At 72.1% G+C, this 14,628-nt stretch carries 15 protein-coding genes; 13 read left to right on the top strand and 2 right to left on the bottom strand.

Features of this window, described 5'->3' with window-relative positions:
• Positions 1–31: 31 nt before the first annotated feature.
• From ACGFRF_RS07715 to gatB, 6 genes are all read left to right on the top strand, one after another.
• Positions 32–403, top strand: coding sequence for a DUF4267 domain-containing protein (locus tag ACGFRF_RS07715; protein ID WP_393737720.1), 372 nt, complete (start codon positions 32–34; stop codon positions 401–403).
• Positions 404–429: 26 nt separating this feature from the next.
• Complete coding sequence (locus tag ACGFRF_RS07710; RefSeq protein WP_393737719.1) at positions 430–924, top strand: cupin domain-containing protein; 495 nt, start codon at positions 430–432, stop codon at positions 922–924.
• 93 nt (positions 925–1,017) lie between these two features.
• On the top strand, positions 1,018–1,314 hold the full coding sequence (gene gatC / locus ACGFRF_RS07705) for an Asp-tRNA(Asn)/Glu-tRNA(Gln) amidotransferase subunit GatC (RefSeq protein WP_031117542.1): 297 nt from the start codon (positions 1,018–1,020) through the stop codon (positions 1,312–1,314).
• A 4-nt stretch (positions 1,315–1,318) separates the two neighbouring features.
• Positions 1,319–2,812 (top strand): Asp-tRNA(Asn)/Glu-tRNA(Gln) amidotransferase subunit GatA, encoded by a 1,494-nt coding sequence (gene gatA / locus ACGFRF_RS07700; RefSeq protein ID WP_393737718.1) that lies wholly within the window; start codon positions 1,319–1,321, stop codon positions 2,810–2,812.
• Positions 2,809–3,051, top strand: coding sequence for a hypothetical protein (locus ACGFRF_RS07695; RefSeq protein ID WP_128435083.1), 243 nt, complete (start codon positions 2,809–2,811; stop codon positions 3,049–3,051). The genes gatA and ACGFRF_RS07695 overlap by 4 nt, the downstream gene beginning before the upstream one ends.
• Before the next feature lie 15 nt (positions 3,052–3,066).
• On the top strand, positions 3,067–4,581 hold the full coding sequence (gene gatB, locus ACGFRF_RS07690) for an Asp-tRNA(Asn)/Glu-tRNA(Gln) amidotransferase subunit GatB (RefSeq protein ID WP_393737717.1): 1,515 nt from the start codon (positions 3,067–3,069) through the stop codon (positions 4,579–4,581).
• A 51-nt stretch (positions 4,582–4,632) separates the two neighbouring features.
• Here the strand turns inward: gatB and ACGFRF_RS07685 are convergent, their stop codons facing one another.
• Positions 4,633–5,430, bottom strand: a complete 798-nt coding sequence (locus ACGFRF_RS07685) for a methyltransferase domain-containing protein (RefSeq protein WP_393737716.1) — start codon at positions 5,428–5,430, stop codon at positions 4,633–4,635.
• Between the two features lie 75 nt (positions 5,431–5,505).
• Between ACGFRF_RS07685 and ACGFRF_RS07680 the strand changes: the two genes are divergently transcribed.
• The 7 genes from ACGFRF_RS07680 to ACGFRF_RS07650 all read left to right on the top strand — a co-directional run bounded on the left by ACGFRF_RS07680 (position 5,506) and on the right by ACGFRF_RS07650 (position 13,389).
• Positions 5,506–5,820: a hypothetical protein gene (locus ACGFRF_RS07680; RefSeq protein WP_393737715.1), complete on the top strand. Its 315-nt coding sequence runs from the start codon at positions 5,506–5,508 to the stop codon at positions 5,818–5,820.
• Positions 5,821–5,924: 104 nt separating this feature from the next.
• A complete protein-coding gene (locus ACGFRF_RS07675; protein WP_393737714.1) occupies positions 5,925–8,156 on the top strand; it encodes an MMPL family transporter in 2,232 nt (743 codons plus the stop codon).
• A complete protein-coding gene (locus ACGFRF_RS07670; protein WP_393737713.1) occupies positions 8,134–8,709 on the top strand; it encodes a GNAT family N-acetyltransferase in 576 nt (191 codons plus the stop codon). The genes ACGFRF_RS07675 and ACGFRF_RS07670 overlap by 23 nt, the downstream gene beginning before the upstream one ends.
• A gap of 35 nt (positions 8,710–8,744) precedes the next feature.
• Positions 8,745–9,482 (top strand): hypothetical protein, encoded by a 738-nt coding sequence (locus ACGFRF_RS07665; RefSeq protein ID WP_393737712.1) that lies wholly within the window; start codon positions 8,745–8,747, stop codon positions 9,480–9,482.
• Positions 9,483–9,678: 196 nt separating this feature from the next.
• Positions 9,679–9,870, top strand: coding sequence for a hypothetical protein (locus ACGFRF_RS07660; RefSeq protein WP_393737711.1), 192 nt, complete (start codon positions 9,679–9,681; stop codon positions 9,868–9,870).
• A gap of 206 nt (positions 9,871–10,076) precedes the next feature.
• A complete protein-coding gene (locus ACGFRF_RS07655) occupies positions 10,077–13,121 on the top strand; it encodes an AAA family ATPase (RefSeq protein ID WP_393737710.1) in 3,045 nt (1,014 codons plus the stop codon).
• A 37-nt stretch (positions 13,122–13,158) separates the two neighbouring features.
• A complete protein-coding gene (locus tag ACGFRF_RS07650; RefSeq protein WP_393737709.1) occupies positions 13,159–13,389 on the top strand; it encodes a DUF6191 domain-containing protein in 231 nt (76 codons plus the stop codon).
• A gap of 16 nt (positions 13,390–13,405) precedes the next feature.
• Here the strand turns inward: ACGFRF_RS07650 and ACGFRF_RS07645 are convergent, their stop codons facing one another.
• On the bottom strand, positions 13,406–14,575 hold the full coding sequence (locus ACGFRF_RS07645) for a PQQ-dependent sugar dehydrogenase (protein WP_393737708.1): 1,170 nt from the start codon (positions 14,573–14,575) through the stop codon (positions 13,406–13,408).
• Positions 14,576–14,628: the final 53 nt, after the last annotated feature.

Here is a 14,628-nt window from a genome sequence, read left to right as displayed (position 1 = left end):
GTGCTAGCAGCAATCTCAGGGGAGAAGACACATGACCGTCACCGCCTACACCCTCGCCGCCCTGCTCGACCTGTTCTGCGTGTTCCTCGGCTACCGGTTCCTGTTCCAGCCGGGCCCCGCCGCGGCCGGCTACGGCGTCCCGGCGGACCCCGGCGGCGACGCCCGCGCCTACCTGTCGGTCAAAGGGCTCCGGGACGGCACCTTCGGGCTGCTGGGCCTGGCGCTGCTGGCCTTCGCCGGTGCCCGGGCCGAGGCGTGGTTCATGGTCGCCGTGGCGCTCGTCCCGCTCGGCGACACCCTGATAGTCCTGCGCAACGGCGGCACGAAGGCCGTGGCGTTCGGGATCCACTTCGCCACCGCGATCGTTGTACTGATCAGTGCCGGCCTGCTCTTCGCGGTCTGACGACGCCTCACAGGGGGAGAAGATTCATGTCGCTGTTCGTACCGAAGTTCGACGACACCGTCCTGGTCCGGGACGCGGAGGCCGAGGTGGTCGGCCAGGCGCCCACCTCGGTCAAGCTGCTGGCCGACAGCAGTGCCAGCGGGGGCGCTCTGTCCACCGTGCGCGTCACGCTCGCGGAGGGTGCCGACGGTGCCCGCCCGCATGTGCACCACAACTCCGCCGAGATGTTCTTCCTGCTCGACGGCGAGGCCGAGCTGCTGTCCGGCGACGACATCGTCACCGCCCAGCGCGGCGACCTGGTGATCGTCCCGCCGGACCGGCCGCACGCCTTCGCCGCCGCCCCCGGCAGCACGGCCGACCTCCTGATCGTCATCGCGCCGGGCGTCGAGCGCTTCGAGTACTTCCGCCACCTGCAGCGCATCCGCCTCGGAGAGGTGACCCCCGAGAGCCTGCTGGAGGTCCAGGAGCTGTACGACAACCACTTCCTGAAGAGCGCGGCCTGGGACGAGCGGCGCCGCTGAGGAGGGACCGGAGGTCAGCCGTTTCACGGGCACCGGGCCTCGCCCCATAGGATTGGGCCCAAACACCACACACTCACCCCAGAGGATCGCTGCATGCCTGGCATCACGCGCGAGGAGGTCGCCCACCTCGCTCGGCTGGCGCGTCTGGAGCTGAAGCCCGAAGAACTCGACCACTTCGCAGGCCAGCTGGACGACATCATCGGCGCGGTCGCCCGCGTCAGCGAGGTCGCCGACCAAGACGTACCGCCGACCTCGCACCCGCTGCCGCTGACGAACGTCATGCGGCCGGACGAGGTCCGTCCCTCGCTCACCCCCGAGCAGGCGCTCTCCGGCGCCCCGGCCCAGGAGCAGCAGCGTTTCAAGGTGCCGCAGATCCTGGGGGAGGACTGATCCCATGACGGACATCATCAAGCTCACGGCCGCCGAGACCGCCGAGAAGATCGCCTCCGGCGAGCTGACGGCGGTCGAGGTCACCGAGGCCCACCTCGCCCGCATCGAGGCCGTCGACGAGAAGGTCCACGCCTTCCTGCACGTCGACCGCGAGGGCGCCCTGGCCCAGGCCCGTGCCGTGGACGAGAAGCGGGCCCGCGGCGAGAAGCTCGGCCCGCTGGCCGGCGTCCCGCTCGCGCTCAAGGACATCTTCACCACCGAGGGCGTGCCCACGACCGTCGGCTCGAAGATCCTCGAGGGCTGGATCCCGCCGTACGACGCGACGCTCACCAAGCGCCTGAAGGACGCCGACGTCGTCATCCTCGGCAAGACCAACATGGACGAGTTCGCCATGGGGTCCTCCACGGAGAACAGCGCCTACGGCCCGACCGGCAACCCCTGGGACCTGACCAAGATCCCCGGCGGCTCCGGTGGCGGCTCCTCCGCCGCGCTCGCCTCCTTCCAGGCCCCGCTCGCCATCGGCACCGACACCGGCGGCTCCATCCGCCAGCCGGCCGCCGTCACCGGCACGGTCGGCGTGAAGCCGACGTACGGCGCGGTGTCCCGCTACGGCATGGTCGCCTTCTCGTCCTCCCTCGACCAGGGCGGCCCCTGCGCCCGTACGGTCCTGGACGCGGCCCTGCTGCACGAGGTCATCGCCGGGCACGACCCGCTCGACTCCACCTCCATCGACGCCCCGGTCCCGCCGGTCGTCGAGGCCGCCCGCAACGGCAGCGTGCAAGGCATGCGGATCGGCGTGGTCAAGCAGTTCCGCGGCGAGGGCTACCAGGCCGGCGTCATCCAGCGCTTCGACGAGTCCGTCCAGCTGCTGAAGGAGCTGGGCGCCGAGATCGTCGAGCTGGACTGCCCGTCCTTCGACCTCGCGCTGTCGGCGTACTACCTGATCGCGCCGTCCGAGTGCTCCTCCAACCTCGCCCGCTTCGACGGCCTGCGCTACGGCCTGCGGGCCGGTGACGACGGCACCCACTCGGCCGAGGAGGTCACCTCCCTCACCCGTGAGGCCGGCTTCGGCCCCGAGGTCAAGCGCCGCATCATGCTCGGCACGTACGCCCTGTCGAGCGGTTACTACGACGCCTACTACGGCTCCGCCCAGAAGGTCCGCACGCTCATCACGCGGGACTTCGAAAAGGCCTTCGAGCAGGTCGACGTGATCGTCTCGCCGACGACCCCGACCACCGCCTTCGCGATCGGCGAGCGCGCCGACGACCCGATGGCGATGTACCTCGCGGACCTGTGCACCATCCCGACCAACCTGGCGGGCAACGCGGCCATGTCCCTGCCCTGCGGCCTCGCCCCGGAGGACGACCTCCCGGTGGGCCTGCAGATCATCGCGCCGGCGATGAAGGACGACCGGCTGTACAAGGTCGGCGCCGCCGTCGAGGCCGCCTTCGTGGAAAAGTGGGGACACCCGCTGCTGGAGGAGGCTCCGTCGCTGTGAGCAAGGCACTGTCCAAGGCCAAGGGCTTCAAGAAGTCCAAGTCCGGCCTGTACCTGTCCATGGCCACGACCGCGTTCGGCGCGGTCAGTGTCGCCAAGCAGGCCAAGCTGGCCCGCTCCGAGAGCGACACGCTGCGTCTGATCGACGCCGCCGTGTCCGCCGCGGCCATCGTCACCGGCCTCGCCATCCTCTACCGCGAGCTGAAGCGGCTGGGCGACGACGACGTCCTGCTGGGCTGAGAGGGAAGTTTCACCGTGACCACCACGACCGACCTGGTGTCGTACGAGGACGCGCTGGCGTCGTACGACCCCGTCATGGGCCTCGAGGTCCATGTCGAACTCGGCACCAAGACCAAGATGTTCTGCGGCTGTTCGACCGCGCTCGGCGCGGAGCCGAACACCCAGACCTGCCCCACCTGCCTCGGCCTGCCCGGCTCGCTCCCGGTCGTCAACGCGACCGGCGTCGAGTCCGCGATCAAGATCGGTCTCGCGCTCAACTGCGAGATCGCCGAGTGGTGCCGCTTCGCCCGGAAGAACTACTTCTATCCGGACATGCCGAAGAACTTCCAGACCTCCCAGTACGACGAGCCGATCGCCTTCAACGGCTACCTCGACGTGCAGCTGGAGGACGGCGAGACCTTCCGGGTGGAGATCGAGCGCGCCCACATGGAGGAGGACACCGGCAAGTCGACCCACGTCGGCGGCGCCACCGGCCGTATCCACGGTGCGTCCCACTCCCTGCTGGACTACAACCGCGCCGGCATCCCGCTCATCGAGATCGTCACCAAGCCGATCGTCGGCGCCGGCGAGCGCGCGCCCGAGGTCGCGAAGGCGTACGTCCGCGAGCTGCGCGAGGTCATCCGTGCCCTCGGCGTGTCCGAGGCCCGCATGGAGATGGGCCAGATGCGCTGCGACGTCAACCTGTCACTGATGCCCAAGGGCGGCGACAAGTTCGGCACGCGCTCGGAGACGAAGAACGTCAACTCCCTGCGCTCGGTGGAGCGTGCGGCCCGCTTCGAGATCCAGCGGCACGCGGCCGTCCTCTCCGGCGGCGGCACGATCGTCCAGGAGACCCGCCACTTCCACGAGGACACCGGGTCCACGACCTCGGGCCGCGTGAAGGAGGAGGCCGAGGACTACCGGTACTTCCCGGAGCCCGACCTCGTCCCCGTGGCGCCCTCGCGCGAGTGGGTCGAGGAGATCCGCGCGGCCCTGCCCGAGCTGCCGCTGGCCCGTCGCACCCGGCTGCTGGCCGAGTGGGGCATCTCGGCCACCGACATGCAGGCGATCCTCAACGCCGGCGCGCTGGACCCGATCGTCGCCACGATCGACGCCGGTGCCGACGCGGCCTCCGCGCGCAAGTGGTGGATGGGCGAACTGGCACGCAGCGCCAACGAGTCCGGCAAGGCGCTGGACGAGCTGGCGATCACGCCGCAGCAGGTGGCCCGGGTCACCGAGCTGGTCGCGAAGGGTGACCTGAACGACAAGCTGGCCCGCCAGGTCATCGAGGGCGTCCTCGCGGGCGAGGGCACCCCGGACGAGGTCGTCGACAAGCGCGGTCTGAAGGTCGTCTCCGACGAGGGCGCGCTCACCGCGGCCGTCGAGGAGGCCATCGCCGGCAACCCGGGCGTCGCGGACAAGATCCGCGGCGGCAAGGTGGCCGCGGCCGGTGCCCTGGTCGGCGCGGTCATGAAGGCCACCCGCGGCCAGGCCGACGCGGCCCGCGTCAAGCAGCTGATCCTGGAGAAGCTGGGCGTCGGCGAAGGCTGAGCCCGCACTCGCGCGTACGGCCCCGGAGGCATGCCTCCGGGGCCGTTCCCGTCAGGTGCGCCGGCCCACGACCCGTGCGAACCCCAGGGCCCGCCCCTGATCCGCCGTCAGCAGCTCCACCGACTGGCGCGCCAGACCCGCCATGAACGCGCTCGGGCTCTCCTCGGCGCACACCTCGCTCCACAGCAGCCAGTCGCGCCAGCCGTCCCGCAGCCAGTCGGCCGTCTCGACGGTCACGGCCTTGCTGCGCGTCCAGTTCCGCCGCCACCAGGCCGGGGAGTGGAACGCCCAGAACCCCGGGTCCCAGTACGCCCCGAGATGCTCGGGCGGCTCGGCCCCGTCGATCTCCTCCCGCAGCGACGGCACCACGACCCCGATCCGCCCGCCCGGCTTCAGCAGCCGGGTCAGCGTGGGCAGGTACAGGTCGTTCGTGCCGAAGTACTGGTAGGCGTCGATCGACACGATCGCGTCGAACGTGCCCTCCCCGAAGGGCAGGTCGTGCGCCTCGGCGAACACCGGCAGCACGCGGTCGGCGACACCCGCCTCCGCGATCCGCACGGCGTTGTCGTCGGGCTTCACCCACAGGTCGGCCGCGGTGACCTGGACGCCGTACTCACGGGCCAGGAAGACGGAGGTCATCGCGCGGCCGCAGCCGAGGTCGAGCACGCGGGCGTGCGGCGGCAGCGCGTCGAGCCCGAGCGCGGGCGCCAGCCACTCCAGCAGCCACAGCGCGTGCGGGCCCATCTGGTTCTCGATGGTCCAGCGGGCGTCGTAGCGGTTGCTGCGGGGGTAGCGCGGGTGGGTGAGGCGCTTGGTCAGTTCATCGGTCGTTCCGGTTCTCTCGGTCACAAGCGACCATGCGTAGCAGCCGGGGCCACCGCCGCGCACCGGATTTCCCGGCCGGAGGCGATACGCTCGACCGCCATGAGCGGACGCACCGATTCCGACACCGATCCCGAGATAGCCGAGGCAGCTGAACAGGACGAACACGCCGAGGACGCCCGGCGGGCCCGCTGGATCGCCGCCGGTACCGGGGGCCTGCTGAGCCTGGCCGGACTGGCCGCCGCGCTGCTCCGGCTCACCGAATCCGCCCCGGCGCTCGTGCCCGCCGCGTACGCGCTCGGTGCCGCCGTGTGTGCCCTCGCCGCGGTCCTCGGATCCAAGGGCCGTACCCGCAGGGCCCTGTGGCTGCTGATCGCCGGGTCGATGGTCATGGCGCTGGGCGACCAGTTCGACTGACGTGCCCCGCGCCTGCGTCTTCTCATGCGTCCTTTGCGGCAGTTCCGTTTATGGATGACTGTTCCCGGCCAAAGATCAAAAAATCGTCTTCTGGGAGCACGTCCGTGGCAGTCCTCGCACGTTGGTGTGTCCGGCACCGGCTGATCGCCGTTCTGCTGTGGCTTCTCGCCTTCGGCGGGGTCACCGCGGCAGCCGCCGTGGCCGGCTCGTCCTACTCGAACGACTACGAGGTGCCCGGCACCGAGTCCGGCCGCGCGACCCAGCTGCTCCAGGAGGCCTTCCCGGGGCTCGGCGGTGACAGCGACACCGTCGTCTGGCACACCACCAACGGCACCGTCAACGCCGCCGACGTCGAGCAGACCATGACCCGCACCCTGGGCCGGATCGCCGGACTGCCCGGCGTGGCCTCGGTGTCCGGCCCCTACGGCAACCAGGGCGCCCACCGCGTCAGCGCGGACGGCCGTACGGCCTACGCCACCCTCACCTTCACGCGGCAGGCCGAGGACATCGGCAGGTCCCGGGCGCAGGCCGTGGTGCGTACCGCCAAGGCCGCCGAGGGCGAAGGGCTCCAGGTGGAGCTGGGCGGCAGCGCCATCGGGCTCACCGAGGCACCGGGCGGGCACACCGCCGAGGTGGTCGGCGTGGCCGTCGCCGCCGTCGTGCTGTTCCTCGCCTTCGGCTCGCTCGCCGCCTCGCTGCTGCCGATCGCCACCGCACTGGTCGGCGTCGGCACCGCCCACGCCGGCATCGTGCTGCTCGGACACGCCATGACGGTCGCCGACTTCGCGCCCATGCTCGGCATGCTGATCGGCCTCGGCGTCGGCATCGACTACGCGCTGTTCATAGTGACCAGACACCGGCGCGGCCTCAAACGCGGCCTGAGTGTCACCGAGGCCGCCGCGAACGCGGTGGCCACGACCGGACGCGCGGTCGTCTTCGCGGGCGGGACGGTGTGCATCGCCCTGCTCGGCATGCTGATACTGCGTCTGAGCTTCCTCAACGGGGTCGCCGTGGCCGCCTCCCTGACGGTCGTGCTGACCGTCGCGGCCTCCGTGACCCTGCTGCCCGCCCTGCTGTCGTACATCGGGCCACGAGCCCTCAGCCGCCGCGAGCGGCGCCGACTGGCCGAGCACGGGCCGCGCCCGGAGCTGCCCACCGATTTCGCCGCCCGCTGGTCGGCGCTGGTCGAACGGCACCCCGAACTGCTCGGCTCGCTCGCCGTCGCCGTCGTCGCGCTGCTCGCCCTGCCGACCCTCTCCCTCCACCTCGGCACCTCCGACCAGGGCAACGACCCCCGCACCGCCACCACCCGCAAGGCCTACGACCTGCTCGCCGAGGGCTTCGGCCCCGGCGTGAACGGGCCGCTCACCCTGGTGACGCGTGTCGACGGCGGTGAGGACAAGCTCGCCCTGGACAACCTCGACACCACCCTGCGCGCCACCCGGGGCATCGCCTCCGTCACCCCGGTCGTCTACTCCACCCGCGGCGACACCGCCTACCTCGCCGTCGTCCCCGGCTCCGCGCCCCAGTCGCAGACCACCAGCGAACTCGTCGACCGGCTGCGCACCGACGTGCTGCCGCGCGCGGAGACCGGCACCTCCCTCGACATCCAGGTGGGCGGAGTGACCGCCGGCTACGACGACTTCGCGGAGGTGATCATCGACAAGCTGCCGGTGTTCGTCGGCGTGGTCATCGGACTCGGGTGCCTCCTGCTGCTCATCGCCTTCCGGTCGCTCGGCATCCCGCTCAAGGCCGCCGCGATGAACATCGCCGCCGTCGCCGCCGCGTTCGGCATCGTCGTCGCCGTCTTCCAGTGGGGCTGGGGCAGCGAACCGCTCGGTCTCGGCCGCGCGGGCCCCATCGAACCCTTCCTGCCGGTGATCATGGTCTCGGTGCTCTTCGGGCTCTCCATGGACTACCAGGTCTTCCTGGTCAGCCGGATCTACGAGGAATGGCTGGCGACCGGCGACAACCGGCGGGCCGTGCGCGTGGGCCTGGCCGAGACCAGCCGGGTGATCAACTCCGCCGCGGTCATCATGATCTCCGTCTTCCTCGCCTTCGTGCTCAGCGGCGACCGCGTGATCGCCATGTTCGGCATCGCACTGGCCTCCGCCGTCGCCCTCGACGCGTTCGTGCTGCGCACCCTGCTCGTGCCCGCCCTGATGCACCTGCTCGGCACCGCCAACTGGTGGCTGCCCGCCTGGCTGGAGCGTCGGCTGCCCCGCATCAGCATCGAGCCGCCCGAGTGCCGTGCGGCGCATGAGAGGCTCGGCCGGGTCTCGGTCGACGAACTGCGGAAGGAAGAGCGACAGGATGTACGCGATATCCCTGGGTGACGACGGCGCCGAACTGCGGCCCCTGGAGGTCTGGCACGCCGAGGAGTTCCTCGCCGACATCGACCGGGGACGCGAGTTCATCGGCCGGCACGTCGGCCTGCCGGACGTGGTGACCGACCTGGACTCCGCCCGCGCCTACCTCGCGTCCTACGCCGGCAAGCGCGCCGCCGACACCGGCGGCCTGCACGGGATCTGGCTGGACGGGAAGCTCGTCGGCGGGCTGCTGTTCCGCGTCTGGGACACCCCGAGCGGGGTCTGCGAGGCCGGCTGCTGGCTGGAACCGGCGGCGACCGGGCGCGGGCTCGTCACGCGGGGCATGCGGGTGCTGTTCGACTGGGCCTTCGAGGAACGGGGCATGCACCGCGTGGAGTGGCACGTGTCCTCGGCGAACCAGCCCAGCATCAACGTGGCCCGGCGGCTCGGCATGACCCGCGAGGGCCTGCTCCGCGAGAACTACCCGCACCGGGGCGTGCGCACCAGCACCGAGATCTGGGCGGTGCTCGCCCCCGAGTGGCGTGCGGCACGCGCGCGTACCGCGCACAACGATCATTAAGGGACCTCTCAGAGAGCGTCCGTACGGTGCCGGGCATGGCAACGAGGACAGAGCAAGGCGCCGAGGCCGGGACCCAGGCGCGCAACGACGGCACGACGGCGAAGGGCATCGCCGCCGAGGAGGAGCGGGCACCCGCGACGAAGAGGTCCGAGGCGGCGGGGGACGCGGCCGCCGACCTGGAGACGGCTGACACGGAAACCACTGACGGGAAGACCACGGACACGGTGACCACGGACACGCAGGCGGTTGCCCCGGATGCTGCTGAGGAGGCGGCCGTTGAGGAGACCGCTGACGGGGCGGCCGTCGAAGGGGAGGCCGTCGAAGGGGAGGCCGTCGAAGGGGAGGCCGTCGACGTTCCGGAGCCGGAGGGCAAGGTTCTGTCCGGGGTCGGGCAGGGCGCCGGTGCCGTCGTGTCCGCCGCGCTCGGCCTCGTCTCGCTCAGCGGCGGCTGGATCGGCACCATCGCCGGCGCCCGCGAGCAACTCGTCGGCCAGTTGCGGACCTCCACCACGGCGAGCGTCGCCACGCAGCTCAAGGAGGTCTACGGAGACTCCTGGCACACCACCGCCCTGTGGGCCGGTCTGTTCGCGCTGGCCGCGCTGATCACCGGCGTGGTCGTGCTCGCGCGGCCCGCGTTCGGCGCGCCCGGCCGCCCGCAGGCCGCCTGGATCAGGTCGGTCGCCTGGGCGGGCGTCTCGCTCGGCGTCATCGGCCTGCTCCTGGCCGTCCTGAAGTACTCCGACGCACTGCTCGGCCTGCCCTCGGCCGGCTGAGAACCCGCAGGTCCCAGGGGCCTTAGGGAATCCGTGAGCACCTTACGGATTCCCTAAGGCCCCTTACGTGCGCGTGCGGCCCCCCGGCGGCCCGAAGATGCGGAACTCTCCCGATGTGGCGCACCCCCCTGGCAGACGAAGGTGGAGGCATCGCAGAAAGCGAAGCACCACACCGCCTCTCCTCGAAGGACACGCCATGTTCGAGATCGAGTACCACCGGATGCGTTCGGCCCAGCTGATCCGCGAGGCCGAGCAGGCCCGTCTGGCCCGCGAGGCCGCCCGGGCCCGCCGCGCCGGCCGCCAGGAGCTGTCCACCCGCAACGACGGCCCGGCCGCCGAGCCCCATACCGACCGGCCCCGCCGGCACCGGCAGCCACGCGCCGCGTGACCGCCGGCCCGGTGGGCCCCGGCGGAACGGGCACGGACGGAGCGGGGGGCCGCACGGGGGTCGGCCCTCCACCGCCCCAGGGCCGTACGACTTCCCAGCGGAGTCGTACGGCCCTTCCGCCGGTCGGTACGACCCGCCCGGCCGCCGGCACGGCGATCACACCGAAGCTGTGGAAAACCGGTGCCCCGCCGTCCGGACCCCGTGCGATGCTCGGGCCCGTGGAGACCAGGTCCGTCAGCCCCGTGTTCGTCGGCCGCACCGACGAGTTGAACACCCTGAACGACGCGCTCGCCCGTGCCGCCGCGGGAGAGCCGCAGGCACTGCTGCTCGGTGGCGAGGCGGGCGTCGGCAAGACCCGTCTCGTCGAGGAGTTCACCATGGCCGCCGGCCGCCGCCAAGCGGTCGTCGCGCTCGGCGGCTGTGTGGAGATCGGTGCCGACGGGCTGCCGTTCGCCCCCTTCTCCACCGCGTTGCGGGCCCTGCGCCAGGCCCTGGCCGAGGAGTTCGCCGCCGCGGCCGCCGGTCAGGAGGAGGAACTGGCACGGCTGCTGCCCGAACTGGGCGAGGCCGGCGCCGGCCGCCACGACGAACAGGGCATGGCCCGGCTGTTCGAACTGACCGTGCGGCTGCTGGAGCGGGTCGCCGCCGCGCACCCGGTCGTGCTCGTCCTGGAGGACCTGCACTGGGCCGACGCCTCCACCCGCCACCTGCTCGCCTACCTGCTGCGCACCCTGCGCACCGGCCGGCTCCTCGTCCTCGCCACCTACCGCTCCGACGACATCCACCGCCGCCACCCGCTGCGGCCCCTGCTCGCCGAACTCGACCGGCTGCGCACCGTCCGCCGCATCGAACTCGCCCGGTTCACCCGCGAGGAGGTCGGCCGCCAGATCGCAGGCATCCTCGCCGCCGAACCCGACCCCGCCCAGGTCGACGAGATCTTCGAACGCTCCGACGGCAACGCCTTCTTCGTCGAGGAACTCGCCGTCGCCGCCTGCCAGGGCAGCTGCACCGGTCTGACCGACTCCCTGCGCGATCTGCTCCTGGTGCGGGTGGAGGCGCTGCCCGAGAGCGCCCAACGGGTCGCCCGGATCGTGGCCGAGGGCGGTTCCACCGTCGAGTACCGGCTGATCGCCGCCGTCGCCCAGCTCACCGAGGACGACCTCATCGAAGCCCTGCGGGCCGCTGTCGGCGCCAACATCCTCACCGTCACCCCGGCCGGCGACGGCTACCGCTTCCGCCACTCCCTGGTCCGCGAGGCCGTCGCCGACGACCTGCTGCCGGGCGAACGCTCCCGCCTCAACCGCCGCTACGCCGAGGCCCTGGAGGCCGACCCCACGCTCGTCGCGGCCGACGCGCGCGTGATGCGCCTGGCCAGTTACTGGTACCACGCCCATGACGCGGCCAAGGCCCTGCCCGCCGTCCTGGACGCCTCCGTCGTGGCCCGCCGCCGGCACGCCTACACCGAACAGCTCCGGCTCCTGGAACGGGCGATGGAGCTGTGGGACGGCGTCGCGGAGGAGGTGCGCTCCGCCCTGCGCCCGCTCGACTACGCCGAGGGCTACCCGCCGTGCGGCTGCGACCCGGCCACCACCCCCCTGCGCTACCTCGACCTGATGGCCGAGGCGGCCGTCGCGGGCCGCTTCGGCGGCGAACGCGAACGCGCCCTGAAGATCACCAAGCGGGCGCTGCGCCTCCTGGAGGAGGAGCCGGACCCCCTGCGCGCCGCCTGGTTCTGGGTGCAGCGCTCCCGGCTGGTCCAGGCCCAGGCCCGCGGTGACGGCTGGCGGGAACTCGCCACCGCCCAGGACCTGGTACGCGGCCTGCCGCCCTCCGAGGTGCACGCCGAGGTGCTGGCCCTCGCCGCCAACTGGTCCATGCTGCACCGGCCCGGCCCCGAAGCCATCGCCGCCGCCGAGCAGGCCGTGGAGTACGCGCGCATGGTCGGCACCCGGGACATCGAACTCCACGCCCGCCTCACCCTCAGCGGCCTCAAGGTGGACTCCGGCGACCACGAGAGGGGTCTCGCGCAGATGCGGCAGGTCCTGCGGGACACCCTGGCGGAGGGCGTGCACCATGTCGCGGGCCGCGCCTATGTGAACCTGCCGTCCGTGATGCAGACACTCGGACGCGACCGCGAGGCCGCCCCCCTCCTGCGCGAAGGCATCGCCTTCACCCGCACGTACGCCTTGCTGGACTCCGAGGCCTGGGCCTGGGGCAACCTGTCCGAAGCGCTCTACTCCCTCGGCCAGTGGCAGGAGGCCGCCGAGGCCGCCGCGCACGCGACCCGGCTCGGCCACAGTGCCAAGCCTCGCGGCGCGGGCGCCCTGCGCCTGGCCCACCTCGCCCTGGCCCGCGGCGACCTCGCCGAGGCCGGCCGGCAACTCGCCGCCGCCCGCACCCACTACGGCACCCACGACCCCATGCCCCAGCAGTCCCTGCCGCTGGCGCGCATCGCCCTCGGCGTCGCCGCCGCGGAGGGCCGCATCGACGACGTCCGCACCGAACTGCTCCAGGCCCTGGATTCCGGCTTCCCACCCGGCACCCACCGCTACGGCTGGCCGCTGCTGCTGGCCGCCGCCACCGCCGAGGCCGACGCCCGCACCCTGCCCGCGGCCCGGCCCGGCCGCGCCGAGATCCTCCACCGCCTCAAGGAGGCGGTACGGAAACTCACCACCGGCGCCCCCCTCTGGCAGGCCTACGACCACTGGACCCGCGCCGAACTGCTCCGCGCGCAGGGCCAGGACACCGTCGACACCTGGTCGCCCGTGGTCACCGCCTTCGAGTGCCTGGAGCGCCCCTACGACCTCGCCCGGGTCCGCCACCGCCTCGCCGGAGCCCTGCTGGCCGAGGGCGGCGACGACGAACGCGACCGCGCGGTGGAACTGCTCCGACTGGCCGCCGCGGTCGCCGCTCACCTCGACGCCCGCCCCCTCGCCGACGCCGTCACCCGGCTCGCCCAGCGCGCCCGCCTCACCCTGACCCGTGCCCCGCGCGAGACCCTCGCCCCCGCCGACCCGGCCGCGGCCCTCGGCCTCACCAGCCGGGAGCGGGACGTGCTGCGGCTGGTCGCGGCCGGCCGCACCAACCGCCAGATCGCCGAGGAGCTGTTCATCTCCCCGAAGACCGCGAGCGTCCACGTCTCCAACATCCTCAGCAAGCTCGGCGTCTCGGGCCGGGGCGAGGCGGCGGCGGTGGCCCACCGGCTGGAACTCTTCACCGCCGAGACGTTCACTGCCGGAACGACGGGCTGAGACCTACTCTGGAGAAAACCGGCAAAGGGGAGTAGCCGTGTTCAACGCCTTCGAGGAACTGTTCGCACCCGGCCGCAAACACACCCGGGACGAGCAGAACCGGCTCGAGCTGACCCGCGAGGACGTCGGGGACAACGATCCCGGCCGCGGACCCATCGACCTGACCTCCGGGAAGGCGGTCATACGGCTGCCCGAACCACAGCCGGCCGTGGCGCAGCCGGACGAGGGCCCGAAGAAGGAGGCGGACGAGGAGCCGGGAGAGCCCTGAGCCAGGGAGAGCGGGGCTACTTCACCTCGACCTCCAGCACCCGGTCGTCCCCCTTCTTCGGCGACCCCCGGCCGTCCGTGTTGCTCGTCACGAGCCAGACCTTGTCGCCGCCCGCCGGCACCACCGTACGAAGGCGGCCGTACCTGCCGGTGAGGAACGCCTGCGGGGCGGCCGAGGCCTCCGTGCCGCTCAGCGGGACGCGCCACAGCCGCTGCCCCTTCAGGCCCGCCATCCAGACCACGCCGTCCACATAGGCGATGCCGCTGGGGGATGCGTCGTCGGTGTGCCACTGGGCTATGGGGTTGTGGAAGCCGGCCTCGGAGGACTTCCCCTCGGCGTCCGGCCAGCCGTAGTCGTCGCCGGGCTTGATCGCGTTCAGCTCGTCCCAGGTGTCCTGCCCGAACTCCGAGGCGAACAGCCGCTGTCTGTCGTCCCAGGCCAGCCCCTGCACATTGCGGTGGCCGTACGAGTACACCGGGGAGTCCGGGAACGGGTTGCCCGGAGCCGGTTCGCCCTCCGGGGTCAGCCGCAGGATCTTGCCGCCCAGGGACTCCTTGTCCTGCGCCAGGCCCTTCTGGCCGCTCTCGCCCGTGCCCGCGTACAGCATTTTGTCGGGACCGAACTCGATCCGGCCGCCGTTGTGGATGTAGCCCTTCGGGATGCCTCGGAACACCGTGTCGGGAGCGCCCAGTTGATCGCCGGCCGGCTTCTGCTCGTCGTAGATCATGCGGACGATGCGGTTGTCCGAGGCCGAGGTGAAGTAGGCGTAGATCATGTGGTCCGAGGCGTAGTCCGGGGACAGCGCGATGCCCAGCAGGCCGCCCTCGCCGGCCGGGGAGACCCCGGAGACCGCGCCCAGCTCGGTCTTCTTGCCCGTCTCCTCGTCGATCCGGGTGATCGTCCCGTCGTCCCGGGAGGAGACCAGCAGACCGCCGCCGGGCAGCGGAGCCAGACCCCACGGTGTCTTCAGGCCCTCGGCGACCGTGCGCAGCACCTTCACCGAGCCCTTGGCCGCAGGAACCGACTCGGTGGCCTTGCCGGAGGGGGCGGTGCCGGCCGCCGTACCCCTCGGCGCCTTGCTTGCGCCGCCGTCCGGGGATCTGCCTCCGTCGGAGGAGCAGCCGGCCGACAGCAGGAGGGCGGCCGCGGCCAATACGGCCGACACAGCTCGACGTTGCACGATCATGGTCCCTTCGAGGCGGTGATCTCATCGCAGGCTCTACCTCTCATACACCGCCC

The organism is Streptomyces sp. NPDC048521 (assembly GCF_043199855.1).
GTDB lineage: Bacteria > Actinomycetota > Actinomycetes > Streptomycetales > Streptomycetaceae > Streptomyces.
The sequence above is the reverse complement of the archived record's forward strand: the minus strand, read 5'-3'. Positions and strand labels throughout refer to the sequence as shown.